Genomic DNA, 25,564 nt, shown 5'->3' with positions numbered 1-25,564 from the left:
CGGGGTCGGTTGTCAGAGGTCGACCCCGCTGTGTTTGGACAAGCATTCAGGTGATGAGTATCCCGCCACCAGCCAGGATGAGCACCACCGACCAGGCGGGCAGTTTCCAAACGCTGAGCAGGAGGAAGCCGGTCAACGCAAGCGCAAACTCATAAGGGCCAAGAATAGCGCTGGTCCATACCGGCTGGTAAAGAGCAGCGCCCAGAATACCCACGACTGCCGCATTGGCACCACGCATCAGTGCTTGAGCGCTATCCCAGCGACGGAACCGGTTCCAATGGGGCAGTACAGCCACCAGCAGCAGCATCCCGGGCAGGAAGATCATCACCAGCGCTAGAGCAGCACCGAATAAGCTGCCGCCGAGCGGTGCCATCACTGCACCCAAATAGGCGGTAAAGGTGAACAGCGGTCCTGGGACGGCCTGGGTGGCACCATAGCCCGTCAGGAACTCGTCCGCACTGACCCAGCCGGACTGCACCACTTCGGCTTCCAGCAGCGGCAGCACGACATGCCCGCCGCCGAATACCAAAGCTCCGGCGCGGTAGAAGGCGTCCATGACTGCCAAGGTGGCGTTGGGAGTGGCCCAAGCAAGTGGCGGCAGGCCGAGCAGCAGCATAACGAAGACCAGCCCCGCCAGATGGCCGGCACGTGTCGAGATAGGCAACGGAAGGTCGTGAACGTCGGCCTCGGCGTGGGCCCGACACAGTGCCATGCCAGCCAGGGCACCAACCACGATGGCGCTCACCTGACCCAGCGGGCCGCTAACCAACACCACGGTGAACACGGCAGCCAGTGCAATACCGGCGCGCTGAGAATCGGGACAGAGGCTGCGGGCCATGCCCCACACGGCGTGTGCGACGATGGCTACGGCGGTGACCTTGAGTCCGTGGATGATGCCCTGGCTGATCGGACCATCTAGCACTGCGGCTCCCAGCGCAAAGAGCACAAGCACGATAGCCGAGGGAAGGGTGAAGGCTGCCCAGGCTGCTGCCGCTCCCCAAGGGCCGCCGCGCATCAGTCCCAGAGCGAAGCCCACCTGGCTACTGGCGGGGCCGGGCAAGAACTGGCACAACGCCACTAGGTCGGCATAGGCCTGTTCCGTGAGCCAGCGGCGGCGTCCCACGAATTCGGTGCGGAAGTAGCCGAGGTGAGCGATGGGGCCACCGAAGGAGGTCAGTCCCAGCAGCAGAAAGGCACCAAACACTTCTCTGGTGCGCCCGACAGGACGTGGTGTATCGCTCATTGCTCGGATTCCTTGTCACCTTTGCTTGAAATACAAATACTTGAAGTGCCGATCTCGTTCTTCATGGCTTCTCCGGCAAGCTCCCTCAACTGTCGTTTGGCTACCGCCAGTCCTTCACGACCGAGGTCGGTTGCGCGGTAGAACCTGCGCCGTGTGCTTCCCTGGGACTCTTCACGGGAGATCAGATACCCCTTACGCTCCATTGAATGCAGCATGGGGTAGAGAGTCCCGGGGCTCAGTCGATAGCCGTGGTGTGCCAGCTCGTCGATCATCCACTGACCGTATATCTCATGCTCAATGGCGTGGTGCAGAACATGTAGCCTTACCAAGCCGGCGAGAAGGTCATGATGCTTCATGGAAAAGACACCTGCATTACCATAAAACGGAAACCGATATCGAAATTCGTTTTTATTAAGCCACTCTCCCCAAGACAAGTCGTCATTTTCCGCACATGCACAAGGAGTTTCTGCAATGGCTAAACATTCTGACGAATTTTTACGACTGGCCAATGACGCCAGGCAGCGCATTACCGAAGTCTCACCCGCCGAGGCCTGTAAGCGCGTTGCCGAAGGCGCAGTCTTGCTGGATGTTCGGGACAAGGAGGAGTTCGAAGCAGGCCACATCGAGGGGGCGATGAATATCAGCCGTGGCACCCTGGAGATGCGCATCGGCGAGATAGCACCCGACAAGCAGGCCCCCATTGTTTGCCACTGTGGCGATGGCAATCGAGGAGCCTTGGCGGCCGATGCCTTGCAGAAGATGGGCTACACTCAGGTAGTCAGCATCGAAGGTGGTCTCAAAGCCTATCAGGCGGATGACGATCCTGTTTCTGGTAGTGACTCCTAACGAGGCACGGGTGGTACACAAGCTCTTGGGCCGACGCTCGCCTCAACGCCCACAGGCCGAGAATCGGTCCCGGCAGCAGCCACCACAACACCCAGACATCCTGCAGCGCCCATAGCGTCGTGGTCAGCGCAATGGCGGGAATGGTCAGCGCGAAGCCGACCGCGTTCATCACCGCCAGGGTCGAGCCGATGCGCTCTCGTGGAGCCGTGGCGGCAGCCAGGGCGGAGAACTGGGGCGAGTCGGCAATCACCGTGAGTCCCCACAGGAACAGTAGCACCAGCAGCAGGCCCGGGGGCGCCCAGGCGAGCAGGGGGTAGGCCAGGCAGATCGTGCCGGAGGCAGCGAGCGCCCAGCGTGACACCCACAGGCTGCCCAAGTGGCGGCTGACCAGGCCGCCTCCCACGCAGCCCGCCAGACCCAGAGCAATGACCCCGAACGAGAGCCAGGCCACCAGGTCGGTGGAGGCCGCCAGCCGCTCGATCTCGCGATACACCAGGAAGGGCGTCAGCATCCAGAAGGCGTAGAGTTCCCAGCAGTGACCGAAGTAGCCGCCGGCCACGGCGCGGAAACGTCCTTCGCCCAAGGCCGCCAGGCCGTCGGTGAGGCGGGCCTTGCCGCTAGGCGGCGGCAGCTGCGGTCCGTCGCCAAGTCGATGGATGGCCGCTCCGCCCAGCAGGGCAAGCAGCGAAGCGCCCAGCAGCGGCCACTCCCACGGCATGCCCAGCGTGCTGCCACGCAGCAGGTGGGGCAGGGCGGTGCCCAGGGTCAGCATGCCTACCAGCCAGGCGAGTGCGGCACCGGTATGCCGGGGCGTCCAGCCGATCACCAGCTTCATTCCCAGCGGATAGATGCCCGCCAGGCACAACCCGGTGCAGAAGCGCAGCAGCATGGCCAGTGGCATGTGCTGGGCTGCCAGCACGAAACCGGCATTGACCAGCGCTCCCGCCAGGCACGATAGCGCGAAGATGCGGCTGGCGCGGAAACGGTCGGCCAGGCCCGTAGTGGCGATGAACAGGGTGCCGCAGATGAAGCCCGCCTGCACCGCCAATGTTAGGCGGCCGAGATCGACCTCGGAGAAACCGAGATCGCGCGAGAGCGAGAGTCCCACACCATTGACGGAGAACCACAGCGAGGTGCCGCACAACTGGGCGAGAACGATGACGGCCAACGGGTGGCGCTGCCAGAAAGTTATGTTCATGCCCCTCATCCTCACCGCGCTCACGCAGTGAGGCAAGCCGTCATTCGTCGGCTTCAGGCCGGGAGAAACGGTGTCGGGTTCTGTTGGCGATGCGCACCAGGGCGAGCATTAGCGGAACCTCCACCAGCACGCCCACCACGGTGGCCAGTGCGGCGCCGGATTGCAGGCCGAACAGCGCAATGGCCACGGCCACCGCCAGCTCGAAGAAGTTACCAATTCACCGTGGTGGTGATGACCAGCCCCTTGGGCTGGCGGCGAACGCCGAGCACCGCCGCGAAATCGATCTGGGCCATCATCGGAAAGATCATGGCCCAGATCAGAATGGCCACAGGAATCGATACCTGGGCGACCTCGAATTGCGCCAACGTCTCGGGTACGGCCGGGGCGAACTGGCCAAGCAGTACGCCCGCGACGATGGCCAGTGCCACCCACACGGAGAGAAAGCGCTCGAAGCGTCCCATGCCTCCGGCAGTGGAGGGCGCCTGGGTGAGAGTGTCGTTGGACATATGTGGCTCCTGCGCGAGAAGGGCTTGGCGAAAGATATATGGTTTTCCATATATGAGCAACGCCACCAGGCGTGTCGAATCCAGAGCCTGCGCTGCTATGATTCAGCCAACACTGATGATAGGGAAGCGACTTGGGCTCAACTGAACCTCTGCGGCTCGCCGGCGTCGGTATCGGCGCGCTGAACGGCATCGATCTCGAGGTCTCGCCCGGCGAGATCGTTTGTCTCTCCGGGGCCAGCGGCTCAGGCAAGAGCCGGTTGCTGCGCGCCGTGGCCGACCTCGAACCGCATGCCGGCGAGGTCTGGCTGGGCAGCCAAGCCCAATCGCAAACGCCCGGCCATGCCTGGCGGCGTCAGGTAATGCTGGTGCCCGCCGAGAGCCACTGGTGGGCGGAGACGGTAGGCGAGCACTTCGAGGTACAGCCCGAAGACGGGGCGCTGGCCGCGCTGGGGCTGGAACCCGAGGCACTGACCTGGCAGATAGGACGCCTCTCGACCGGTGAGAAGCAGCGCTTGGGATTGCTGCGGGCCGTGAGCCGTGAGCCCAGAGCGCTGCTGCTCGATGAACCGACCGCCAACCTGGATGATGCCAGCAGCCAGCGCGTGGAAGCCTGGCTCACGGAGTGTATTCGTACGCGTGGCTGGCCCACCCTGTGGGTGGCTCACGATCAGGGGCAGATCGCCCGGGTGGGGCGCCGTCACTGGCGAATCGCGGATGGGCGCCTGGCGGAGGTGGCTCACGCATGGAAGTGATCGCACTTGCTTGGTGGCAGCTGGCGCTGGCAGCCCTGATGGTGGTGGTTCTTGCCGGCTGTACCGCTGCGATGCGGTTGGGCATGAGTCGCAGTCTGTTGATCGCTGCGCTGCGAACCGTCATTCAACTGGCATTGGTGGGCCTGGTGCTGGAGGCGCTGTTTGCCGCCGAACGGCTGGTTTGGGTGGCACTGATGGCGCTGGTCATGCTGCTGATCGCCGGGCGCGAAGTGATGGCGCGCCAGAAGCGGCGCCTGCTGGGTGGCTGGGGGTTCGGCATCGGCACGCTGTCGATGTTTCTCTCCTCCTTCACCTTGGCCGTGCTGACGCTGACGGTCATCATTGGCCCCGAACCGTGGTACCGGCCCCAGTATGCCATCCCACTGCTGGGCATGATGCTCGGCAATACCATGACCGGCGTGGCCTTGGCGCTGGATCGCCTGACCGATACCGCCTGGCGTCAGCGTGGTGTGATCGAGAATCGGTTGATGCTGGGTCAGCCTTGGCAGGTGGCGATCGGCGACATACGCGGGGAAGCGATACGCAGCGGGCTGATGCCGATGATCAATGCCATGGCTGCTGCGGGAGTGGTCAGCCTGCCGGGCATGATGACCGGCCAGATACTCGCCGGCACGGCGCCGGGGCTGGCGGTGAAGTATCAGATCCTGGTCATGTTCGCGATCACCCTGGGCACGGGATTCGGTACGCTGGCCGCGGTGGCAGCGGGCAGCCGCCGCTTGTTCGATGGACGCGAGCGGCTACGCCTCGATCGACTCGCCAGACCCCGCGCATGACCCTGCCCGCTGCCACCGGAAACGGGCAGGGTCGTCATGACGCTGCGCTCAATCGATCAGCTCTACCGCCACCGCCGTGGCCTCACCGCCGCCGATGCATAGGCTGGCGATGCCGCGTTTGCCACCCTTGGTGCGCAGGGCGTGGATCAGCGTGGCAATGATGCGCGAGCCGGTGGAGCCAATGGGGTGGCCCTGGGCGCAGGCACCGCCGTAGACGTTGACCTTGGCGTGGGGGATGTCGAGTCCATCCATGGCCAGCAGAGTGACCACGGCGAAGGCCTCGTTGATCTCGAACAGGTCGACGTCGGCCACACCCCAGCCCAGCTTCTTCAGCAGCTTGTCGATGGCGCCTACCGGGGCGATGGTGAACTCGCTGGGGTGCTGGGAGTGAGTGCTGTGGCCCAGCATGCGAGCGATCGGCTTGGCGCCGAGCCGGTCGGCAGCGGCCTGGCTGGCCAGGATCAGCGCCGAGGCACCATCGGAGATCGAGCTGGAGTTGGCGGCGGTGATGGTTCCGTCTTTGGCGAAGGCGGGGCGCAGCTCGCGAATCTTGTCGAGCTTGGCCTGGAACGGCTGCTCGTCATGCTCGACCACGCTCTCGCCCTTGCGGCAGGTGACGGTCACCGGGGCCATCTCGGCCTTCAGGTGTCCGGCATTGGTGGCCTCCATGGCACGCTCGAGCGAGGCAATGGCGAAGTCGTCCAGGCGCTCGCGGGAGTAGCTGCGCGAATCGGCGACTTCCTGGGCGAACACGCCCATCAGCTTGCCGGTTTCGGCGTCTTCGAGGCCGTCAAGGAACATGTGGTCCTTGAGCTCGCCATGGCCCAGGCGGTAGCCGGTGCGTGCCTTGGTCAATACATGGGGGGCGTTGGACATCGACTCCATGCCGCCGGCGAGCATCACCTCGCCGCTGCCGGCGCGGATCAGGTCATGGGCCAGCATGGTGGCCTTCATACCCGAGCCGCATAGCTTGTTGATGGTGGTGGCGCCGATACCATCGGGAATGCCGGCCTGGCGCATGGCCTGGCGGGCCGGCCCCTGCTTGACCCCGGCGGGCAGAACGCAGCCCATGATGCCCTCGTCGATGGCACTGGACTCGATGCCGGCGCGCTCGATGGCGGCGCGAATGGCCGTGGCGGCGAGCTCTGGGGCGGTGAGGCTTGCCAGGCTGCCCAACATTCCGCCCATTGGTGTGCGGGCGGCGGAAAGGAATACGATGTCGCTGGGGCTGCTCATGGTGCGGTCTCCTGTCGAATCATCCGTTATGATTGTCGTCCTCGAGAGCCGTCCTCGACAGGGCTCTCGAGCGTATCGTTGGGCGTGCTCTGCAGCATGTCGCGTTGACCTGCCAGCGCCGCTGTGCTTTTCTCAAGATCAACCAAGCAAGCGCTAGTGTAAACCCGATGAATGTCGTTAACGAGTCCCCACGCCGCAAGGAACTGACCCGCCTGGCCGCCCAGTTGTTCGTCCAGGAGGGCTTCGATCGCACCACGGTACGCATGCTCGCCCAGGAGATGGGCATCAAGTCCGGTAGCCTGTTCCACCATTTTCGCGATAAGCAGGAGATCCTCGCGGCCGTCATCGAGGAGGGCACCCAGAATGCCCTGACGCTGGCGCATCAGGCCCTGGAGGAGTGCGGCGATTCCGCTGACGAGCGTCTCCACGCCATGGCCCGGGCTCACCTGCAGACGCTGCTGACCGACCGTAACGCGCATGTCGTCGCGCTCTACGAGTGGCGACGGCTGGATGCGGCGGCGCGAGCGCACCTTAGCCATTTGCGTGACGCCTATGAGGAACTCTGGGAGCGGGTCATCGACGAAGCCCTGGCCGCCGGGCTCATTCATGGCGATCGCTTCCTGGTGTCGCGCTTCGTCATGGGGGCGTTGAATTGGACGGTGCGCTGGTACGACCCCGAAGGCGCGCGCAAGCCGGACGACCTGGCCCATGAGCTGGTGGCCATGATCACCTCATCCTCTCGCGCTTCCTAACCCTTGGTTTCCTGACCCTCGACCAAGGTCTAGCTCACGACCGCTACCGCGGGGGTTGCCCCGCCCTGGCTTTGCTTCTAGTTTGTACCTAGCGTTTGCTAGGTTGACGCTTACGTCAACGGCATCTAAGCAGTAAGAGTCCAACAACAAGCACAATCCGGCACACGAGGGCAGTCAATGAGCACGCCAATCCTTCCTGCGTATTCCACATACTACGAGCGTTTCTCCATCGATGAGGTCATTGGTCGCCTCGATGATCACGGCGACGGCAAGTTCAATGCCTACGAGTCCTGCTGCGGCCGCCATCTGCGTGCAGGCCGGGGTGAAGTATCAGCGTTGGTCCACGAGGATGCCCAAGGCAACGTGAGCCGGCTCACCTACGCCGAGCTCGAGGTGAAGAGCGCTCGGCTGGCCGGCTGGTTCGCCGAGCGTGGCCTCGGCGTCGGTGACCGCATCGCCTGCATGCTGCCACGCTCGCCCGAGTTGCTGGTTGCGGTGCTGGCTACCTGGCGTATTGGGGCGGTCTATCAGCCCTTGTTCACCGCCTTTGGCCCCGATGCCGTCGACTACCGACTGGGCCGCGCCGACACCAAACTGGTGATCACCGACCATGCCAACCGCTTCAAGTTCGACGGACTGTCGCAGTGCCCACCGGTGCTGGCCGTGGGCGGCCCGAGTGAAGGGCACGCCGCTGACCTCGACTGGAGCGAGGCGCTGGCACACGCGCCGATTCAGGCCACTCCGCCGCGGCTCTCGCCGGAGGCACCGTTCCTGCAGATGTTCACCTCGGGCACCGTGGGCAAGCCCAAGGGCGTGGCGGTGCCGCTCTCCGGCATGCCGGCCTTCGCGCTCTACATGGAGCTCGCCATTGATCTGCGCGAGAGCGACCGCTTCTGGAACATGGCCGACCCCGGTTGGGCCTACGGGCTCTACTACGCCATTGCCGGACCGCTGCTGCTGGGTGTGACCACGCATTTCTGCGAGGCGGGCTTCAGCGCCGAGGGCGCGCTTGCGTTCATGCAGCGTCACCGTATCACCAACTTCGCCGCCGCACCCACCGCTTACCGCCTGATGAAGGCCTCGGGCCTGTTCGATAGCGCCCACGAGAGCCTCGAGCTACGCGTGGCCAGCTCCGCCGGCGAGCCGCTCAACACTGAAGTGGTGACCTGGGTCGAACGCTCGCTGGGCTGTCCGGTGATGGATCACTACGGCCAGACCGAGACCGGCATGACCTGCTGCAACCATCATGCCCTGGAGCATCCCAAGCACGTTGGCGCCATGGGCGTGCCGATGCCCGGCTACCGCCTGGCCATTCTTGACGCCGAGTACAACGAGTTGCCCCCGGGCGAGCCCGGCGTGCTGGCGGTGGACATCGAGCGCTCACCGGCGCACTTCTTCCAAGGCTATACCTGGCAGGAGAAGCATCCCTTCGCCAAGGGTTACTACCTGACCGGCGACGTGGTGATTCGCAACGAGGACGGCACCTTCCAATTTGCCGGCCGCGACGACGACATCATTACCACCGCCGGTTACCGCGTGGGGCCCACCGACGTGGAGAACACCGTGCTGACCCATCCGGCTGTGGCGGAGTCCGCCGCGGTAGGTCAGCCCGACGAGATCCGTGGCGAGATCATCAAGTCCTATGTGGTGCTGCGCGAGGGCTTCGAGGCGAGCGACGAGCTGGCCGAGGAGATTCGACAGCGGGTACGCGAACGGCTCTCCACTCACGCCTTTCCTCGGGTGATCGAGTTCGTCGACGCCCTGCCCAAGACACCCAGCGGCAAGATACAGCGCTTCAAGCTGCGCGCCGATGCCGCCGAGAAGGCTGAGGCAGCCAAATGAACCGGGAGACAACCCCATGCAAGTGAAGGACCGTACCTTTCTGATCACCGGCGCCGCCTCCGGGTTGGGAGCGGCCACGGCCGAGCGGCTCGTTGCCGGCGGTGGCCGGGTGGTGCTCTGCGACCTGAGCGAGGCCGCCGAGGTCTACGCCGAAAAACTCGGAGAGGCCGCCCGCGCGGTACGTGGCGATGTCACCTCGGCGGCCGACATGCAGGCGGCAGTGGACGCCGCCGTCGCCTTGGGTGGGGAAGGGGGGCTGGCCGGCGTGGTGCACTGCGCCGGGGTGGTCAGCGTGGCCAAGCTGGTCGATCGGGAAGGTAATCCTGCCGATCTCGATGCCTACGCGCGTACCGTGCAGATCAACTTGGTGGGCACCTTCAACGTGATGCGGCTGGCTGCCGCAGCCATGGCGAAGAATGTGCCGAGCGACGACGGCGAGCGCGGCATCATCGTCAATACCGCCTCCATCGCCGCCTTCGACGGTCAGGTGGGCCAATGTGCCTACAGCGCCTCCAAGGCCGGGGTGGTGGGCATGAGCTTGCCGGCGGCACGGGAGCTGTCGCGCCATGGTATCCGGGTGATGGCAATCGCCCCCGGCGTGTTCCAGACGCCAATGATGAGCGAGATTCCCGACGAGGCCGCCAAGGCCCTGGCCGCCTCGGTGCCGTTTCCCAAGCGCTTGGGGGAGCCCGACGAATTCGCTCGCCTGGCCGAACAGATCATCACCAACACCATGCTCAACGGTGAAGTGATTCGTCTCGATGGCGGTATTCGCATGCAGTGAGCGTTGGTAGGGGCGCCTTGGCAGGTACTGGCTGGCGCGCTAGCGTAGGGCGCATGAAATATTACAGGGGAGCGCCACATGGCCAGCCAGGAGTCCGGCTCCGATCTTCGGCTCGACAATCAGCTCTGTTTCACGCTGTACACGACGTCGCTGCTGATGACCAAGTTCTACAAGCCCCTGCTGCAGGGGCTTGGCCTCACCTATCCGCAGTATCTGGTATTGCTCGCCCTGTGGCAGCAGGACGGTCAGAGTGCCGGTGCCATCAGCCGCTGCCTGATGACCGATACCGGCTCGCTCACCCCCGTGTTCAAGCGTCTCGAGGCCGATGGTCTGCTCCGGCGGGTGCGCAGCCGCCGCGACGAACGGGTCGTCGAGCTGTTCCTCACCGAGCAGGGGCGGGCATTGCAAACACGTGCCCAGGAGATCCCTGACTGCGTGATCATGGCCAGCGGCCAACCGCCCGAAGAGATTGCCGAGCTCAAGGCGCGACTGGAAGCGCTGCGTGAGCGGTTACTGGAGTCCATGCCCTGACCTGCGTCGTCTTCTTCAGGGGAGGCTGAAGCCAGGCTGGCTCCATCCCGTAAGGGAAATTCTCCCTGCCCACACCCATGCACTATTATGCCAATTGCTATGTGTGCAAGATTATTTTGCACATGTATTTCATGCGCCACTATATAAAAGTCTTCAGGATTGTCGTGGCGAAGTCGCTGGGCTGACAGGGTAAGGGAAAAGATTAAAACGAGCGCTTGACTCAGCGCCTCTTGCGAGCTAGTTTCAAACACATGTTTGAAAGCGGCGGCTGCTGCTTTCCCACGCCCGGCTTCAGGCGACCTTTTCGGCGACCTTTCTGGAGAGTAGAGATGCCCGATTATCAGGCCCCCCTGCGCGATCTTCGTTTCGTGATGGACGAAATGCTGGACTATCCGGCTCATTACGCCCGCCTGCCGGGCGGTGAAGAGGCGACACCAGACGTGGTAGCCGCCATTCTCGAGGAGGGCGCTCGCTTTGCCCGCGAGGTGCTGCTGCCGCTGAACCAGAGTGGCGATCAGGAAGGTTGCTTGCTGGAAGGAGGCGAGGTAAAGGCGCCCAAGGGCTTCAAGGAGGCCTACCAGCAGTACGTCGAAGGCGGTTGGCCGAGCCTGGCGGCGGAGCCCGCTCACGGTGGCCAGGGGCTGCCGCACTCGCTGGCCATGGTGCTGAACGAGATGGTGTGTTCCACCAACCTGGCCTGGGGCATGTATCCCGGTCTGTCCCATGGCGCTGCCGACGCGCTGCGCCATCATGGCACCGAAGAGCAGCAAGCCACCTACCTCACCAAGCTGGTGGAAGGCGTGTGGACCGGCACCATGTGTCTCACCGAGCCGCATTGCGGCACCGATCTGGGATTGATCAAGACCCGTGCCGTGCCCACCGCCGATGGCGCCTACGAAATCAGCGGCACCAAGATCTTCATCTCCGCCGGTGAGCACGACCTGGCCGAGAACATCGTCCACTTGGTGCTGGCCAAGCTTCCCGATGCGCCCGAGGGTTCCAAGGGCATCTCGCTGTTCGTGGTGCCCAAGTTTCTGCCCGACGCTGAGGGTAACCCCGGCGAGCGTAACGGGGTGAGCTGTGGCTCGCTGGAGCACAAGATGGGCATCCACGGCAATGCCACCTGCGTGATGAACTTCGATGCCGCGCGCGGTTTCCTCGTTGGTCCGCCCAACAAGGGACTGGCCTGCATGTTCACCATGATGAATGCCGCGCGCCTGGGCGTGGGCATCCAGGGGCTGGGCCTGACAGAGGCGAGCTTCCAGAACGCGCTGGCCTATGCCCGCGATCGCCTGCAGATGCGTGCTCTCTCCGGCCCGCAGGCACCCGAGAAGCCCGCCGACCCGATCATCGTGCACCCTGACGTGCGGCGCATGCTGCTGACCCAGAAGGCCTTTGCCGAGGGTGGCCGGATGCTGGTGCTGTATACCGCCCAATTGCTCGATATCGTCGAGCATGGCCAGGATGCCGCCGAGCGCGAGCGCGCCGAAACCCTACTGGGGCTGCTGACGCCGATCGTCAAGGCGTTTCTCACCGAGGTGGGTTTCGAGGCCACCAACGAGGGCGTGCAGGTCTTCGGTGGCCACGGCTTCATCCAGGAGTGGGGCATGGAGCAACTGGTGCGCGATTCGCGTATCACGCGCCTTTATGAAGGCACCACCGGCATCCAGGCCCTCGACCTGCTGGGCCGCAAGGTGCTGATGAGCCAGGGCGAGAGCCTCAAGGTCTTCACCAAGGAGATCCACAAGTTCTGCAAGGCCGAAGAGGGCAATGCCGAGCTGGCCGAATTCGTCGCGCCGCTGGCCAAGCTCAACGCCGAGTGGGGCGAGTTGACCATGGGCATCGGCATGAAGGCCATGAGCGACCGCGAGGAAGTCGGAGCGGCCAGCGTCGACTACCTGATGTACTCCGGCTACGTGACGCTAGCCTACCTTTTCGCTCGTGCTGCCAAGCAGGCCCGGGAAGCACTGGCGGCGGGCAGCGGCGAAGCGGCCTTCTACGAGGCCAAAGTCAAGACGGCGCGCTTCTACTTCCAGCGTTTGCTGCCGCGCACCCGCGCCCACGTCCAGTGTATTCAGGCTGGTGCCGAGCCGCTGATGGCGCTGTCGGCGGAGGAGTTCGGTCTCGGCTTCGAGATCTGAGCGATACCGGGCATCTCTCTTGGTCAGTGCGACTGATCGGTGTTTCGCGGCGGGTTGTGCCCGCCGCTTTTTTTCGTCCTCGTGACGCCGCGTGCCTTGCCGAGGGCGGGGCTCAGTCACACCACATGGCCAGCACAATCTCGCTTGCCACCTCGAAACCCGAGGGCAGCTCGGCAGTCGGGTCGAGCAGCCAGGCCGCGAGGTCCTGCTCGGTGCGTTCACGCTGGCTGTAGCGTGTGAGCATGTGATAGCCGTCGGGATAGAACGCCAGGCGTATCGCTTCGTCGTTCGGCAGGCGTGCCAGCAGGGCGCAGTAGGCTTCGGCGGGGATGACCTGATCCTCGTTGCCATAGAGCACCAGCGCGGGCGAGGGAAGCCGTTCGGATGCTTCGAGGGCCAGGCTCATGGTGAGGGTCAGGCCATCGAGAGTATCGATGCGGGCGCTGCGCAGAATCAGCGGGTCGCTGGCCAGCAGCCGTTTGATCTCTTCGTCGTCGGTCGGCTCGATGCCCAGGCGCTGGGTGGTGCGTACCGAGAAGGTAGCCTGGGGCATCAGACGCACGCCCAGCCATAATCCAAGCCGCTGGTACCAGGGCATGGTCTGCTTGCCCCACACCGCGGGGGAAATCAACACGCTGCCGTCGACTGGAGGCGCCTCGTCGGCGGCCATGGCAAGTAGCGCCACGGCCGCACCCATGCTCTTGCCGACGAGGTAGAGCGGGGTATCAGGGTGGTGCTCACTCAGTAGCCTGGCGAGCATGACCACGTCATCGCTCAAGCGTTCGTGGCCGGCCCACAGGCGGCGCTGATGCGTGGTGCCGAAGCCGCGCTGGTCGTGAGCAAAGACCTCGATGCCATGCGGGGTAAGGGCGCTGGCCAGGAGCTCGAAGCTTCCGGCATGGTCATTGAAGCCGTGTACCGCCAACACCATCGCTCGTGTCTCGCCCGCTGCGGGCCAATGACGCAGCCGCAGGCGATAGCCGTCGTCGGCAATGACCTGGTAGGGCGTCAGTTGAGGTGTACTCTGAACAGGGCCCGGAGTTTGCAACACCGGACCGGCACAGCCGGCCAGCAGGGGGAGAAACGCCAGGGCAATGAGACCGATCCGATTCATGCCAGCGCAGGATAGCCCAGGGCGTGACGGAGCCGTTCGGCGTGCTGTGCCACCCAGGCGCGATCGATGGGCCCCCAGTCGGCGATCTCGTACTGCCCGCTGTTATGGCGTTCCCCCGGGGTCGGCTTGAACTCGCAGCGAATGTCCAGTTCCTCGAGTGCCTTGAGCGTATCTTGGGCGGTGCGCCGGGGCATGCCGGTGGCTGCGATGATCGCCGGCACGCTGGCAACCCCACATTCGATCAGATGGGCAAGGTAAAGGCGACGGTAGAAGCTGGACTGGGTTTTACTGAGCGCCATGAAGTCTCCGCGGGCGGGTGAGAAGTGGCTGCCATCGATCCGCAGCGTTCTCAGCATAGCGTTGGAGGAAGGCTCTGCTCCAGCCCGGCACAGAGCGGGTGTCGTGGTGAGCGGTCATCTCCTAAAGTGAGGGAGAAGGGCATTGACTCAAGACCGCGCCGGTAGCCGGCCGGCGCCATTCAAGGAGGACGCATGGCGGTCAAACAGGTAGACGAGGCAGAGCTGCTGGCTCAGGTGGGGCGCTGCATGTTCGGCGAGCGAGTCGTGATCGAACGCGAAGGTAAGCGCTTCTCGGCACGTATCCAGCATGTGGGAGCCACCGGGGTGAAGGTCGTGCCTGAAACGACGCTAATGGAGCACGAGGGAGAGCCCGGCGATCTCAACGGTGTCACCGTCTCTTATGGTGACATTCGCGAAGTGGAAGTGGATGGCATCACCTATCGCCTGGCGTGAGTCTGCCACCGGCAGCTAGCGTTGGTCGTTGCGCTCGGCATGGGAGGCGAGCCGTTCGAGGGCGCCCTTGAGCCGAGGGTCCTCGACGTCCGCCGCGCAGGCGGAAATCTCGTCGGCAGCCGGCACCGGCAGTGAGCGCACCTGGCGTGGCGGTACCTTGAGCGGCCGCACGGGGCGCACCTTGAGGGCAAAGCCGCTGACAGCGCTGAATTCCGGCAACTGGTGCAGCAGCTCGAGCAGTCTCGGCTGTTCGTAGCGCAGCCAGGTCAGCCATACGGCGCGGTCGGTGAGCAGGGTCAGCTTGCCGTCACGGTACCCCCCCACGAACAGGTGCTCGCGCACCTCTGCCGGAAGGTGCTCGCGCAGGTGCTGTTGCGCCTGGCCGATCAGCCTTGCCGTGCGCATCAGCGGTGCCAGCTCGCCATTGCCGCCCAGCAGGCGAGACATGGGCTGTGCTCGTGAGCGCTTAACCTTTATACTCATGGGCTTGTTTCTCGGCCATTTCAACACACGCCAAGCCTAGCACGCTCGGAGATCAGCGACAGCATGACCGCCGCCCAGCCACAGGATCGTAGCGTCGCCAGCCCGCCGGCTGTGACGTCGCGCTATCGCCAGCGGTCGCGCTGGTGGCTGGCGGGCCTGCTGGTGAGCTGCCTGCTGCCCGCCGGCCTGACCCAGGCGGAAACGCTGCGTCTGGCCGAGCGGGTGGTGCAGACCTGTATTCTCGCCCCGACGTTGATGCGTGCGCGTTGCCGCTACGTGGCGCGCCGACGGGCCTTGCCCCACTGGCCGCGTCGCCGGAGGGCTCCGACAAGGCGTATCGTGCCGCCGCGCACGGCCCCGCTACCGTGCCGCTGGGCAGCCGCCCATGACGTCCTGACGCGTCGTGGTCCGCCACGCGTGCATCGCGTTCCAGTTCCCATCGAATGCGGCCGGTAGCGGCTGGCTTCCTGCCAGCCTTGCATGGTGCCGGCTGACCGCGACACGCAGACATGGACATTTCATGATCAATACATTGTTACGTAAGGTCGTCGGCTCCAAGAACGACCGCGAAGTCAAGCGCATGCAACGCCAGGTAGCGCAGATCAATACGCTGGAACCGCAGTTCGAAGCGCTCGATGACGCCGCGCTCCAGGCGCGCACCGAGGAGTTCCGCCAGCGCCTGACCGCAGGCGAGAACCTCGATACGCTGTTGCCCGAAGCGTTCGCCACGGTACGCGAGGCCAGTAAGCGCGTCATGAACATGCGCCACTTCGACGTGCAGATGATCGGCGGCATGACGTTGCACCGCGGGCGCATCGCCGAAATGAAGACCGGTGAGGGCAAGACGCTCGTGGCCACCCTGGCGGTCTATCTCAACGCGCTGCCGGGCAACGGCGTCCACGTGGTAACCGTGAACGACTACCTAGCCCGGCGTGATGCCGAGTGGATGCGGCCGCTGTACGAATTCCTCGGCCTTTCCGTCGGTGTCATCTATGCCGGCCAGACCGCCGAGGAGAAGCGCGCCGCCTATGCCAGCGACATCACCTATGGCACCAACAACGAGTACGGCTTCGACTATCTGCGCGACAACATGGCCTTTTCGCTGGAGGACAAGGTCCAGCGTGGCCTGAGCTTCGCCATCGTCGACGAGGTGGACTCGATCCTGATCGACGAGGCGCGCACGCCGTTGATCATCTCCGGCGCGGTGGACGAGAACACCGAACTCTACAAGGTGGTCGACCGCCTGGCTGCCCAACTGGAGAAGGGCGAGGTCTCCGAAGACGCCGATGCTCCCGTCAGTGGCGACTTCATGCTCGAGGAGAAGCACAAGCAGGTCGAGATCACCGAGGCCGGCCACAGCAAGGTCGAGGAGCTGATGCGTGCCGAGGGGCTGCTGGGGGAAGAGGACTCGCTCTACGCCGCCCAGAACCTCAACCTGCTGCACCACATGCATTCCGCGCTGCGTGCCCGCCATCTCTACCATCGAGACGTCGACTATATCGTTGCCAATAACCAGGTGGTGATCGTCGACGAGCATACCGGTCGCACCATGCCGGGTCGGCGCTGGTCCGAGGGCTTGCACCAGGCGGTCGAGGCCAAGGAGGGGGTACCGGTACAGCGCGAAAGCCAGACGCTGGCTTCGACCACCTTCCAGAACTACTTCCGCCTCTACGACAAGCTGGCCGGTATGACCGGCACCGCCGATACCGAGGCCTTCGAATTCCGCCAGATCTACGGCCTGGACGTAGTGGTGATTCCTACCAACCGGCCGCTGGTTCGTCGCGATCTCAACGACCTGGTCTACCTCTCGGCAGAGGAGAAGTTCGAAGCGATCATCAAGGACGTCAAGGCCGAAACCGAGGCCGGGCGGCCGGTGCTGGTGGGTACCGCATCGATCGAAACCTCCGAATACCTGGCCGGGCTGATGAAGCAGGAAGGGCTGAGCTTCAACGTGCTCAACGCCAAGCAGCACCAGAGCGAGGCCGAGATCATCGCCCAGGCGGGGCGCCCCGGTGCCATCACCATTGCCACCAACATGGCCGGTCGCGGTACCGACATCGTGCTGGGCGGCAACTGGGAGGCCGAGGCAGCCAAGCTCGAGAACCCCACCGAGGAGCAGGTCGAAAAGCTGCGCGAGGAATGGCGGATTCGTCACGAGGCGGTGCTGGAGGCTGGCGGCCTGCACGTGATCGGCTCCGAGCGCCACGAGTCGCGGCGTATCGACAACCAACTGCGCGGACGTGCCGGGCGTCAGGGGGACCCGGGCTCGACGCGCTTCTTCCTCTCCATGGAAGACAGCCTGATGCGGCTGTTCGGCTCCGATCGCGTGCAGCGCATGATGAAAGCGCTGGGCCTAGAGCGCGGCGAGGCCATCGAACACAAGATGGTCACCAACGCCGTGGAGCGGGCGCAGAAGAAAGTCGAGAGTCGCAACTTCGACATCCGCAAGCAGCTGCTCGAGTACGACGACGTGGCCAATGACCAGCGTCGTGTGATCTACGAGCAGCGTAACGAGATCCTGGCCGCTGAGGATGTCTCCGAAAACGTGCTGGGCATACGCGACGAAGTGCTCGATCTCGCCATCAGTGAGTTCGTGCCGCCGCAGAGCCTGCCTGAGCAGTGGGACCTGGCTGGTCTGCAGGAGCACCTCAAGACCGAGTTCAACCTCGAGGCACCGGTAGTGGAGTGGTCCGAACAGGACGAGCGCTTCCACGAAGAGCAGCTGCGCGAGCGCCTGCATGAGATGCATCGCGGGATCTATCAGGAGAAAATCGATACGGCGGGTGCCGAGCTGATGCGCCGCTTCGAGAAGCAGATCATGCTGCAGGTGCTCGATACGCGCTGGAAGGAGCATCTGCAGTCGATGGACCACCTGCGCCGCGGGATCCATCTGCGTGGCTATGCTCAGAAGAATCCCAAGCAGGAGTACAAGCGCGAGTCCTTCGAGCTGTTCCAGACGCTGCTGACCAATATCAAGGCCGATATCACGCGGATCACCAGCCATGTGCAGGTGCGTCGGCCGGAGGAGGTCGACGAGCTGGAGCGCCAGCGACGTGAAGCGTTGGAGCGCGAGAAGGCTGCGGCTGCGAGTCGCCACGATGCCCCGGAGCTCGCCGAGGGCGAAGCGCAGACCGCTCCGGCGGCAGCCGATGGGCGCCCCGTGCGCCGTGAAGGGCCCAAGGTGGGACGCAACGATCCCTGCCCCTGTGGGTCGGGGAAGAAATACAAGCAGTGCTGCGGCCAACTGAGCTGAGCCGAATGCCTCCGCACCGTGTGCCTGACGACTCATCTGAGGCGTCGGGTGCGTACGGCACTTGTACGTGGTGCTTAGGCCGACCTGTTAACTGAGGAGTGAACTTTCCATGGCGGTGGGTGAGACACGTTTTCCGGCCATGCCGGTCATCGAAGGACTGCGCCTGGGTACTGCCATGGCCGGCATCAAGAAGCCTGGCCGGCGCGACCTGGTGGTGATCGAGATTGCCGAGGGAGCGCGGGTGGCGGGCAGCTTTACCCTCAATGCCTTCTGCGCCGCTCCCGTCACCGTAGCCAAGGAGCACTTGGCAGCCTGTCAGGCGCGTGGCGAGGGGGCTCGTCTGCTGGTGATCAACACTGGCAACGCCAACGCCGGCACCGGCCAGATCGGACTCCGCGATGCCCGGGCGACCTGCGCCGAGCTGGCCAGGCTCGCCGGTGTGCCCGAGGATAGCGTACTGCCGTTCTCTACCGGGGTAATCGGCGAGCCGCTGCCCATGGAGAGGCTGCTGGGTGGCCTGTCGCCGGCATTGGATGCGCTTGGCGCCGGCGACGAAGCGTGGCGGCAGGCTGGCGAGGGTATCCTTACCACCGATACGCGGCCCAAGGGAGCCAGCGTTACCCTGGAACTGGATGGGCGCACGGTCACCATCAACGGTATCAGCAAGGGCTCGGGCATGATCAAGCCCAACATGGCGACCATGCTGGCTTTCGTCGCCACCGATGCCGCCATCGAGCAGAAGCTGCTCGATTCGCTGCTGCGCGAGACGGTGGATCGCTCGTTCAACTGCATCACCGTCGATGGCGACACCTCGACCAACGATGCCTGCATGTTGATCGCCACCGGCCGTGGTGCCACGGTCGCCAGCGACGAAGAGGTTGCCGTGTTCCGCAATGGGCTGCAGCGGGTAATGACCGAACTGGCCCAGGCGATCGTGCGTGACGGCGAGGGGGCCACCAAGTTCGTCACCCTGCAGGTCCAGGAGGCGGCAAGCCGCGAGGAGGCGCGGGAGGTGGCCTTCACCGTGGCGCATTCGCCGCTGGTCAAGACGGCGCTGTTCGCTTCCGATGCCAACTGGGGGCGCATCCTGGCGGCGGTTGGACGTGCTCCGGTGCGCGACTTCGACGTCGAGCAGGTGACCATCGACCTGGGCGACGTGAGGCTGGTGGAAAATGGCGGCAGGGCCGCCGGCTATACCGAGGAGCAGGGTAGCCGAGTGATGCGTGAAGCGGAGATCGTCATTCGAATTGCGCTGGGACGGGGCGCAGAAAGCGCCACGGTGTGGACCACCGACCTTTCCCACGACTACGTGAGCATCAACGCGGACTATCGCAGCTAGACCAGCGCTACTGGACAGGGCCGTAACGCAAGAATATCAGCCCCGCAGCGCGTATGCCGATGCGGGACCAGTGGGTAGGAGTCAATGAACGTAATGGTGAAGAGAAGGGTGCACGTGGCGGCTGCCGCCATCATCAGCAGCGATGGCCAGAAGGCGCTCATCGCCCGCCGCCCCTCCAATGTCGATCATGGCGGCTTGTGGGAGTTTCCCGGCGGCAAGCTGGCGCCCTACGAGACTGGCCTGGAAGGTCTCAAGCGTGAACTCCACGAGGAGCTTGGGGTGGAGATCCGGCGCGCGCAGCCGCTGATCCGCGTGCACCACGAGTACCCGGACAAGCACATCCTGCTCGATGTCTGGCAGGTACATGAGTTCAGCGGCGAGCCGTTCGGGCGAGAGGGGCAGGCGGTGCGCTGGGTGCCACTCGATGAACTGGTCAACTACCCGTTCCCGGCGGCCAACCTGCCGATCCTGCAGGCGGTGATGCTGCCGACCGAATACCTGATCACTGCTGAAGAGTCCGACGAGTCGGTGTTCGATGCCTGTCTCGAGCGGGCGCTGGTGGAGGATGGTGTGCGTCTGGTCCAGTTGCGGGCCAAGACCCTGGATGAAGCCGCTTACCTGGCGCGTGCCGAGCGCGCCCTGGCGCTGTGTCGCCGGCATGGGGCGCGCCTGTTGCTAAACGCCGAGCCGGAACTGTTGAACGGGGTGGATGCCGATGGCATCCACCTGACCAGTGAGCGGCTGATGAGCCTGGAGCGGCGGCCCATTGCCGAGAGCAAATGGCTGGCAGCCTCGACCCACGATCACAAGCAGCTCGGTCAGGCTGCTCGTATCGGCTGCGACTTCGTCACTTTGTCGCCGCTGCGCACCACGCCGTCGCATCCCGAAGTGGCGCCGATGGGCTGGCACGACTTCCAGCAGTTGGTGGAGCGTGCTGCCATGCCGGTGTTCGCGCTGGGGGGCATGACCCGCTACGACGCCAACCACGCCCGCGCCGTAGGCGCCCAGGGGATCGCCTCGATCCGCGATTTCTGGAAAGCGCCGGACGCCTGAACCCGGCGGTAAACGAAAAAACCCACCGCATGCTTTAGCAGCGGTGGGTTTTTTATGGGCTTACCCCAGAGCCGCTTATGCTGGTACGTGGCTCACGGCTCACTTCAATCCCGGTAGCGCCGGGTCAGATCGTCATAGGCGTCGATACGGCGGTCGCGCAGGTAGGGCCAGATGCGCCGTACGTCCTCGCCGCGGCTCATGTCCAGGGTGACCAGCAGGCGCTGGGCCTCGGTGCCGGCGTGGGCCAGCAGCTCGCCCTGAGGGCCAGCAACGAAGCTGCCGCCCCAGAAGTCGATACCGCCGCCGACGCCGGAGTGATCCGGTTCGTGGCCGACGCGGTTGGCGACGATCACCGGCAGCCCGTTGGCCACCGCATGGCTGCGCTGGATCAGTGTCCAGGCCTCCTTCTGGCGTGACTTCTCGCCGTCGTCGTCGGCGGGGCTCCAGCCGATGGCGGTGGGGTAGAGCAGCACTTCCGCACCGGCCAGTGCCATCAGGCGCGCCGCTTCCGGATACCACTGGTCCCAGCACACCAAAAGCCCCAGCCGGCCCACCGAGGTGTCGATGGGCTGGAAGCCCTGCTTGCGGCTGTCGTCATGATCACCCGGGGCGAAGTAGAACTTCTCGTAGAAGCCCGGATCGTCGGGGATGTGCATCTTGCGATAAACGCCTACCTGGCCGCGGTCGCGGTCGTAGACCACGGCGGTATTGTGGTAGAGACCCGGGGCGCGGCGTTCGAACAGCGAGCCCACCAGGACGATGCCGAGTTCGGCCGCGAGCGCTGCCAGGCGCTGGCCGGTGGGGCCGTCCAGCGGCTCGGCCAGGTCGAACAGCTCGGTGGCCTCATACTGGCAGAAATAGTGCGTGGCATGCAGCTCCTGAAGCAGCACCAGCTCGGCGCCCGCGGCAGCCAGCTCGCGTACGCCGGCCTCGCTCTCGGCCAGGCTCTTGCTCTTGTCGGGCCAGGCTTGTTGCTGGACCAGGCCAACCTTGAGAGTGCGGGTCATGAGGTTTCTCCTTGCTGTGTTGCGGCGTTCAGGCTGCCTCGAGGGAGCTGCATGGTGAGGCAATGCAGGCTGCCGTGCTGGCGGATCACGCTCAGGCAATCGATCGGCACGATGTCGCGGTCGGGGAAGGCGGTGGCCAGGGCGGCGAGCGCCTGGCTGTCGGCGGCGTCACCATAGACAGGCACCAGCACCGCGGAGTTCACGATCAGGAAATTGGCGTAGGTGGCCGGCAGCCGGTGGCCGTCCACCGGATCGAAGCAGGGACGCGGCCACGGCAGCGGCACCAGGCGATAGGGCTCGCCATCGGCGCGGCGAAACGCCTTGAGCTCGGCCTCCATGGCGGCCAGGGCCGGGTAGTGTGGGTCGGCTTCGTCGTCGCAGCGCACGTAGGCGATGGTGGCCGGGTCGCAGAAGCGTGCCAGGGTGTCCACGTGGCTGTCGGTATCGTCGCCTTCCAGGTGGCCGTTGGCCAACCACAGCACCCGCTCGACGCCGAAATCGGCCTTGAGCAAGGCTTCCACCGCCTCGCGGTCGAGCTGAGGGTTGCGGTTGGGGTTGAGCAGGCAGGCCTCGGTGGTGAGCAGGGTGCCCTCGCCGTCAGTATCGATGGCGCCGCCTTCGAGCACGATATCGCGGTTCTCCACCGGGCAGGCGTAAGCGCCGGCCTCGGTGAGCTTCCCGGTCAGCCGGTTGTCGCGCCCGGCCTCGAACTTGCCGCCCCAGCCGGTGAAGACGTAGTCGAGCAGCACGGGGCTGCCGTCGCGCTCGATGGCGATGGGGCCGTGGTCCCGGGCCCAGGTATCGTCGGCCTCGGCCACCATGAGGTGCAGACGCGTAGCATCGACCCCCAAGTTGGCGAAGCGCTGCTTGAGGTGGGTCCGGGTGGCGCTGTTGGGCACCGCCACCAGTACGCTCTGATAGCGTGCGATGGCGACCACCATCGCTTCCATGGTGGCCTCGATGCGCTCGAGCAAAGGTGCCCAGTCGCTGGTGGGGCTGGGCCAGGTGAGCTGGACGGCATCCTGAAGGTGCCATTCGGGAAGCAGGCGGTTGGCCATGAACGAAGCCTCTTGAGTCGCGTCTTAAGACGGTGCCGGGTAGCGAGTCGGCGCAATGTAGGACGGTGCAACTGATGATGCAAGCTTCGTGGAATGATTGCGCACCCGATGCAGCGCGGCGCAAAAAACCGTACCATGGCCCCCTCTGACAAGGAACGCGATGATGCTCGACCGCCTGCCACTGTTGATCGGGTTGCGCTATGTGCGCGCCAAGCGCCGCAACCACTTCATTTCCTTCATATCTCTGACCTCCATGCTGGGCCTGATGCTGGGCGTGGCGGTACTGATCCTGGTGCTCTCGGTGATGAACGGCTTCGATCACGAGCTGCGCACGCGCATTCTCGGTATGGTGCCGCATACCAAGATCGAGTCGCGCAGTGGCTTGGTCGAATGGGAGGCGCTTGCCGAGCGGTTGATGCAGCGCGAGCGGGTGATCGGTGCCGCGCCCTACGTGCAGCAGCAGGGCATGTTCTCCGTGGCTGGGCATAACGAGGGGGCCATGGTCAACGGTATCCACCCTGAATGGGAGGATCGCGTCTCGATCATCGGCCGTCACATGCAGCGCGGCAGCCTAGACGACTTGCAGCCAGGCGAGTGGAACATCGTGCTGGGCTCGCTGCTGGCGCGCCACCTCGGCGTGGGGGTGGGTGACCGGGTCACGCTGCTGGTGCCCGAGGCCTCGATTACCCCGGCCGGGGTCTTCCCGCGGTTGAAGCGCTTCACGGTGAGCGGCATCTTCAGCGTCGGCGCCGATCTCGATGCCAATCTGGCCTATGCCAACATCGAGGACATGCAGACCCTCGCGCGCCTCGGCGATGCCGTGGGTGGGTTGCGTCTCGAGCTGAACGATCTGTTCGTCGCCGGCTCGGAAACCCGCGCCATCATCAACGAACTGGGCACCGGCTACCGCGGTATCGACTGGACCTTCTCCCATGGCAACCTGTTCCAGGCCATCCAGATGGAGAAGCGCATGATCGCGCTGCTGCTGACGGTGATCATTGCCGTGGCCGCTTTCAACATTGTTTCGACCCTGGTGATGGTGGTCACCGACAAGCATGCCGACATCGCCATCCTGCGCACCATCGGTGCCACGCCGCGTTCGATCATGGGGATCTTCGTGGTACAGGGCCTGGCGATCGGGGTGATCGGCATTGCCATCGGCGTGGGGCTGGGCATCCTGCTGGCGCTGACCGTCTCCGACCTGATCGGTTGGGTGGAGTCGGCGCTGGGCATCCAGTTCCTCGATGCCGGGGTCTATTTCATCAGCGACTTGCCGTCACGCCTGCATTGGGATGACGTACGCAATATCGTGGCCGCCGCCTTCGGCTTGACCTTCCTGTCCACGCTTTATCCGGCCTGGCGCGCTTCGCGCGTACAACCCGCGGAGGTTCTGCGCTATGAGTGATTCGGCTATCGAAAACCAGCAAAGCCCCGTACAGCGTACCGCCAGCGGCAAGGTGATGCTGGCCTGCCGCGACCTGACCCGCGTCTATCGCGAGGGGCCGCAGGACGTCACCGTGCTAGATGGTCTGTCGCTCGAGGTACGGGCGGGAGAGCGTGTCGCCGTGGTGGGCAGTTCGGGTTCGGGCAAGACCACGCTGCTCAACCTGCTGGGAGGGCTCGATCGTCCCACGCATGGCGAGGTGAGCATCGCTGGTGAATCGTTGTTGGATCTGGGCGAGGCGGCGCTGGGGAAATTCCGCAATCGCCACATCGGCTTCGTCTATCAGTTCCACCATTTACTGGCGGAGTTCACCGCATTGGAGAACGCTGCGCTGCCGCTGGTCGTGCGTGGCCAGCGCAAGAAAGCCGCCGAGGCCAGGGCACGCGAGCTGCTGGTCAAGGTGGGCATCGAGCACCGGGCCGACCACAAGCCGGGCGAACTCTCCGGGGGTGAACGTCAGCGCGTGGCCATCGCCCGGGCGCTGGTCACCGACCCCAGTCTGGTGCTGATGGACGAGCCGACCGGTAACCTGGATCAGGCTACTGCGGCCAGCATCCTCGCGTTGATGGACGAACTGGCCCGCACCACTGACTGCGCCTTCGTGGTGGTGACTCACGATGCTTCGCTTGCCGCGCATCAAGACCGGGTAATGAGGTTGGATGGGGGGCGCCTCACCGAGCAACCCTGAGGCTCGTCACGAGGCGTTCGACATTTCTCCAAGCCCCCGCTCCGGAGGCTTAGTCGTCCATGTCGAGGCGTCGCAAGCGGCGCCTCATGGCCCGCTGCTTCCAGCTGCGCGAAATGTGCCAACGCCATAGCAGGCGTACCAGCAGGTTGCCCAGCACGGCAAAGACGATGGCTGAAACCACCGAGCCCAGTGCCAGGGCGGGCAGGATGTCGGCCATGCGCTCGGCGACCCAGCGGGTGGAGACGCGGGTGGGAGCCTCGCGAGCCGGGGTGTCCATCAACCAGGCGCCGATACGGTAGTTGCCATAGAAGATCAGCGGCATGGTCAGGGGATTGGTGATCCACACCAGGCCCACGGACAGCGGTAGGTTGCAGCGCAGCACCCAGGCGCCGAAAGCCGCGATCACCATCTGGAAGGGAATCGGCAGCATGGCGCTGAACAGCCCCACCGAGAAGGCATTCGCCACGGTGCGTCGAGAAAGTACCCAAAGTCCGGGATCGCCAATCAAATGGCTCATGAAGCGCAGCGAGCGCTGGCGCCTGAGCGTCTCGGGGTTGGGCATGTAGCGCTGCAGGAATCTGCGCGGCATGTCGGATTGGCTCGCTGCTTCGTGACCCGGGTATTATCCATGGATGGGAGCTGGCCCGCCATGCTGGGCGCAGGATACGGGCCAACGCTAGCAGCCTGCCGGATTTGGGCGACCGGCTGCCAGGGGCCAGGGCGGGGTGGATAAGGGGGCAAGGGAGTG

26 protein-coding genes and 1 pseudogene are annotated in these 25,564 nt (G+C 64.7%); 15 read left to right on the top strand and 12 right to left on the bottom strand.

Features of this window, described 5'->3' with window-relative positions; translation table 11 throughout:
* Window positions 1-46: 46 nt before the first annotated feature.
* The gene (gene chrA / locus HOP51_RS08285) at window positions 47-1,243 is read right to left on the bottom strand and encodes a chromate efflux transporter (RefSeq protein ID WP_234273468.1); all 1,197 of its coding nucleotides are present in this window, start codon (window positions 1,241-1,243) and stop codon (window positions 47-49) included.
* Complete coding sequence (locus HOP51_RS08280) at window positions 1,240-1,599, bottom strand: PadR family transcriptional regulator (protein WP_234273467.1); 360 nt, start codon at window positions 1,597-1,599, stop codon at window positions 1,240-1,242. The genes chrA and HOP51_RS08280 overlap by 4 nt, the downstream gene beginning before the upstream one ends.
* A 115-nt stretch (window positions 1,600-1,714) precedes the next feature.
* On the opposite strand from HOP51_RS08280, the gene HOP51_RS08275 reads away from it, so the two are divergent.
* Window positions 1,715-2,089 (top strand): rhodanese-like domain-containing protein, encoded by a 375-nt coding sequence (locus HOP51_RS08275; protein WP_234273466.1) that lies wholly within the window; start codon window positions 1,715-1,717, stop codon window positions 2,087-2,089.
* Here the strand turns inward: HOP51_RS08275 and HOP51_RS08270 are convergent.
* The 3 genes and pseudogenes from HOP51_RS08270 to HOP51_RS21040 form a co-directional block, all read right to left on the bottom strand.
* Window positions 2,040-3,287 carry an MFS transporter gene (locus HOP51_RS08270; RefSeq protein ID WP_234273465.1) on the bottom strand — a complete coding sequence of 416 codons (1,248 nt, stop codon included), beginning with the start codon at window positions 3,285-3,287 and terminating at the stop codon, window positions 2,040-2,042. The genes HOP51_RS08275 and HOP51_RS08270 overlap by 50 nt on opposite strands.
* Window positions 3,288-3,327: 40 nt before the next feature.
* Window positions 3,328-3,480, bottom strand: a complete 153-nt coding sequence (locus HOP51_RS21045; RefSeq protein ID WP_407061787.1) for a hypothetical protein — start codon at window positions 3,478-3,480, stop codon at window positions 3,328-3,330.
* Between the two features lie 19 nt (window positions 3,481-3,499).
* Window positions 3,500-3,793 (bottom strand): annotated as a pseudogene (locus tag HOP51_RS21040) (arsenic resistance protein); the annotation flags it as partial.
* Between the two features lie 131 nt (window positions 3,794-3,924).
* Here HOP51_RS21040 and HOP51_RS08260 point away from each other — a divergent pair.
* Both HOP51_RS08260 and HOP51_RS08255 read left to right on the top strand, forming a co-directional pair.
* On the top strand, window positions 3,925-4,545 hold the full coding sequence (locus HOP51_RS08260) for an ABC transporter ATP-binding protein (protein ID WP_234273464.1): 621 nt from the start codon (window positions 3,925-3,927) through the stop codon (window positions 4,543-4,545).
* Entirely contained in the window at window positions 4,536-5,339 is an 804-nt protein-coding gene (locus HOP51_RS08255; protein WP_234273463.1) for an ABC transporter permease, read from the top strand. Before HOP51_RS08260 ends, HOP51_RS08255 begins: the two co-directional genes overlap by 10 nt.
* A gap of 48 nt (window positions 5,340-5,387) precedes the next feature.
* Here the strand turns inward: HOP51_RS08255 and HOP51_RS08250 are convergent, their stop codons facing one another.
* Entirely contained in the window at window positions 5,388-6,575 is a 1,188-nt protein-coding gene (locus tag HOP51_RS08250; protein WP_234273462.1) for an acetyl-CoA C-acyltransferase, read from the bottom strand.
* Window positions 6,576-6,742: 167 nt separating this feature from the next.
* On the opposite strand from HOP51_RS08250, the gene HOP51_RS08245 reads away from it, so the two are divergent.
* The 5 genes from HOP51_RS08245 to HOP51_RS08225 all read left to right on the top strand — a co-directional run bounded on the left by HOP51_RS08245 (window position 6,743) and on the right by HOP51_RS08225 (window position 12,625).
* Entirely contained in the window at window positions 6,743-7,327 is a 585-nt protein-coding gene (locus HOP51_RS08245) for a TetR/AcrR family transcriptional regulator (protein ID WP_159551097.1), read from the top strand.
* Between the two features lie 177 nt (window positions 7,328-7,504).
* Window positions 7,505-9,169 carry an AMP-binding protein gene (locus HOP51_RS08240; RefSeq protein WP_234273461.1) on the top strand — a complete coding sequence of 555 codons (1,665 nt, stop codon included), beginning with the start codon at window positions 7,505-7,507 and terminating at the stop codon, window positions 9,167-9,169.
* 16 nt (window positions 9,170-9,185) lie between these two features.
* The gene (locus HOP51_RS08235; protein WP_234273460.1) at window positions 9,186-9,953 is read left to right on the top strand and encodes an SDR family NAD(P)-dependent oxidoreductase; all 768 of its coding nucleotides are present in this window, start codon (window positions 9,186-9,188) and stop codon (window positions 9,951-9,953) included.
* 78 nt (window positions 9,954-10,031) lie between these two features.
* A complete protein-coding gene (locus tag HOP51_RS08230; protein ID WP_234273459.1) occupies window positions 10,032-10,484 on the top strand; it encodes a MarR family winged helix-turn-helix transcriptional regulator in 453 nt (150 codons plus the stop codon).
* Window positions 10,485-10,813: 329 nt separating this feature from the next.
* Window positions 10,814-12,625, top strand: coding sequence for an acyl-CoA dehydrogenase C-terminal domain-containing protein (locus HOP51_RS08225; protein ID WP_234273458.1), 1,812 nt, complete (start codon window positions 10,814-10,816; stop codon window positions 12,623-12,625).
* 112 nt (window positions 12,626-12,737) lie between these two features.
* Here HOP51_RS08225 and HOP51_RS08220 read toward each other — a convergent pair whose 3' ends face one another.
* Together HOP51_RS08220 and HOP51_RS08215 are read right to left on the bottom strand one after the other, a co-directional pair.
* Entirely contained in the window at window positions 12,738-13,739 is a 1,002-nt protein-coding gene (locus HOP51_RS08220; RefSeq protein WP_234273457.1) for an alpha/beta fold hydrolase, read from the bottom strand.
* Window positions 13,736-14,038, bottom strand: a complete 303-nt coding sequence (locus HOP51_RS08215; RefSeq protein ID WP_234273456.1) for a winged helix-turn-helix domain-containing protein — start codon at window positions 14,036-14,038, stop codon at window positions 13,736-13,738. The genes HOP51_RS08220 and HOP51_RS08215 overlap by 4 nt, the downstream gene beginning before the upstream one ends.
* A gap of 192 nt (window positions 14,039-14,230) precedes the next feature.
* On the opposite strand from HOP51_RS08215, the gene HOP51_RS08210 reads away from it, so the two are divergent.
* Window positions 14,231-14,491, top strand: a complete 261-nt coding sequence (locus HOP51_RS08210; RefSeq protein ID WP_234273455.1) for a hypothetical protein — start codon at window positions 14,231-14,233, stop codon at window positions 14,489-14,491.
* A gap of 15 nt (window positions 14,492-14,506) precedes the next feature.
* Here HOP51_RS08210 and HOP51_RS08205 read toward each other — a convergent pair whose 3' ends face one another.
* Window positions 14,507-14,938 (bottom strand): DUF721 domain-containing protein, encoded by a 432-nt coding sequence (locus HOP51_RS08205; protein ID WP_234273454.1) that lies wholly within the window; start codon window positions 14,936-14,938, stop codon window positions 14,507-14,509.
* Window positions 14,939-15,037: 99 nt separating this feature from the next.
* On the opposite strand from HOP51_RS08205, the gene HOP51_RS08200 reads away from it, so the two are divergent.
* From HOP51_RS08200 to HOP51_RS08185, 4 genes are all read left to right on the top strand, one after another.
* Window positions 15,038-15,430: a hypothetical protein gene (locus HOP51_RS08200; RefSeq protein WP_234273453.1), complete on the top strand. Its 393-nt coding sequence runs from the start codon at window positions 15,038-15,040 to the stop codon at window positions 15,428-15,430.
* A gap of 64 nt (window positions 15,431-15,494) precedes the next feature.
* Window positions 15,495-18,227, top strand: a complete 2,733-nt coding sequence (gene secA, locus HOP51_RS08195; protein ID WP_234273452.1) for a preprotein translocase subunit SecA — start codon at window positions 15,495-15,497, stop codon at window positions 18,225-18,227.
* Window positions 18,228-18,336: 109 nt separating this feature from the next.
* A complete protein-coding gene (gene argJ, locus HOP51_RS08190) occupies window positions 18,337-19,566 on the top strand; it encodes a bifunctional glutamate N-acetyltransferase/amino-acid acetyltransferase ArgJ (RefSeq protein WP_234273451.1) in 1,230 nt (409 codons plus the stop codon).
* A gap of 93 nt (window positions 19,567-19,659) precedes the next feature.
* Window positions 19,660-20,619: a Nudix family hydrolase gene (locus HOP51_RS08185; protein WP_234273450.1), complete on the top strand. Its 960-nt coding sequence runs from the start codon at window positions 19,660-19,662 to the stop codon at window positions 20,617-20,619.
* 104 nt (window positions 20,620-20,723) lie between these two features.
* On the opposite strand, the gene HOP51_RS08180 is transcribed toward HOP51_RS08185, so the two are convergent.
* Both HOP51_RS08180 and HOP51_RS08175 read right to left on the bottom strand, forming a co-directional pair.
* The gene (locus tag HOP51_RS08180; protein WP_234273449.1) at window positions 20,724-21,626 is read right to left on the bottom strand and encodes a carbon-nitrogen hydrolase; all 903 of its coding nucleotides are present in this window, start codon (window positions 21,624-21,626) and stop codon (window positions 20,724-20,726) included.
* Entirely contained in the window at window positions 21,623-22,684 is a 1,062-nt protein-coding gene (locus tag HOP51_RS08175) for an agmatine deiminase family protein (RefSeq protein WP_234273448.1), read from the bottom strand. The genes HOP51_RS08180 and HOP51_RS08175 overlap by 4 nt, the downstream gene beginning before the upstream one ends.
* Before the next feature lie 163 nt (window positions 22,685-22,847).
* On the opposite strand from HOP51_RS08175, the gene HOP51_RS08170 reads away from it, so the two are divergent.
* Both HOP51_RS08170 and HOP51_RS08165 read left to right on the top strand, forming a co-directional pair.
* The gene (locus HOP51_RS08170; protein WP_234273565.1) at window positions 22,848-24,089 is read left to right on the top strand and encodes a lipoprotein-releasing ABC transporter permease subunit; all 1,242 of its coding nucleotides are present in this window, start codon (window positions 22,848-22,850) and stop codon (window positions 24,087-24,089) included.
* Window positions 24,082-24,816 (top strand): ABC transporter ATP-binding protein, encoded by a 735-nt coding sequence (locus HOP51_RS08165; protein ID WP_234273447.1) that lies wholly within the window; start codon window positions 24,082-24,084, stop codon window positions 24,814-24,816. Before HOP51_RS08170 ends, HOP51_RS08165 begins: the two co-directional genes overlap by 8 nt.
* A 49-nt stretch (window positions 24,817-24,865) precedes the next feature.
* Here the strand turns inward: HOP51_RS08165 and HOP51_RS08160 are convergent, their stop codons facing one another.
* Window positions 24,866-25,405: a DUF2062 domain-containing protein gene (locus tag HOP51_RS08160; RefSeq protein WP_234273446.1), complete on the bottom strand. Its 540-nt coding sequence runs from the start codon at window positions 25,403-25,405 to the stop codon at window positions 24,866-24,868.
* Between the last annotated feature and the right edge of the window lie 159 nt (window positions 25,406-25,564).

The sequence above is a fragment of the Billgrantia zhangzhouensis genome, assembly GCF_021404465.1.
GTDB lineage: Bacteria > Pseudomonadota > Gammaproteobacteria > Pseudomonadales > Halomonadaceae > Halomonas > Halomonas zhangzhouensis.
This window is presented reverse-complemented; position numbering and strand designations above follow the sequence as displayed.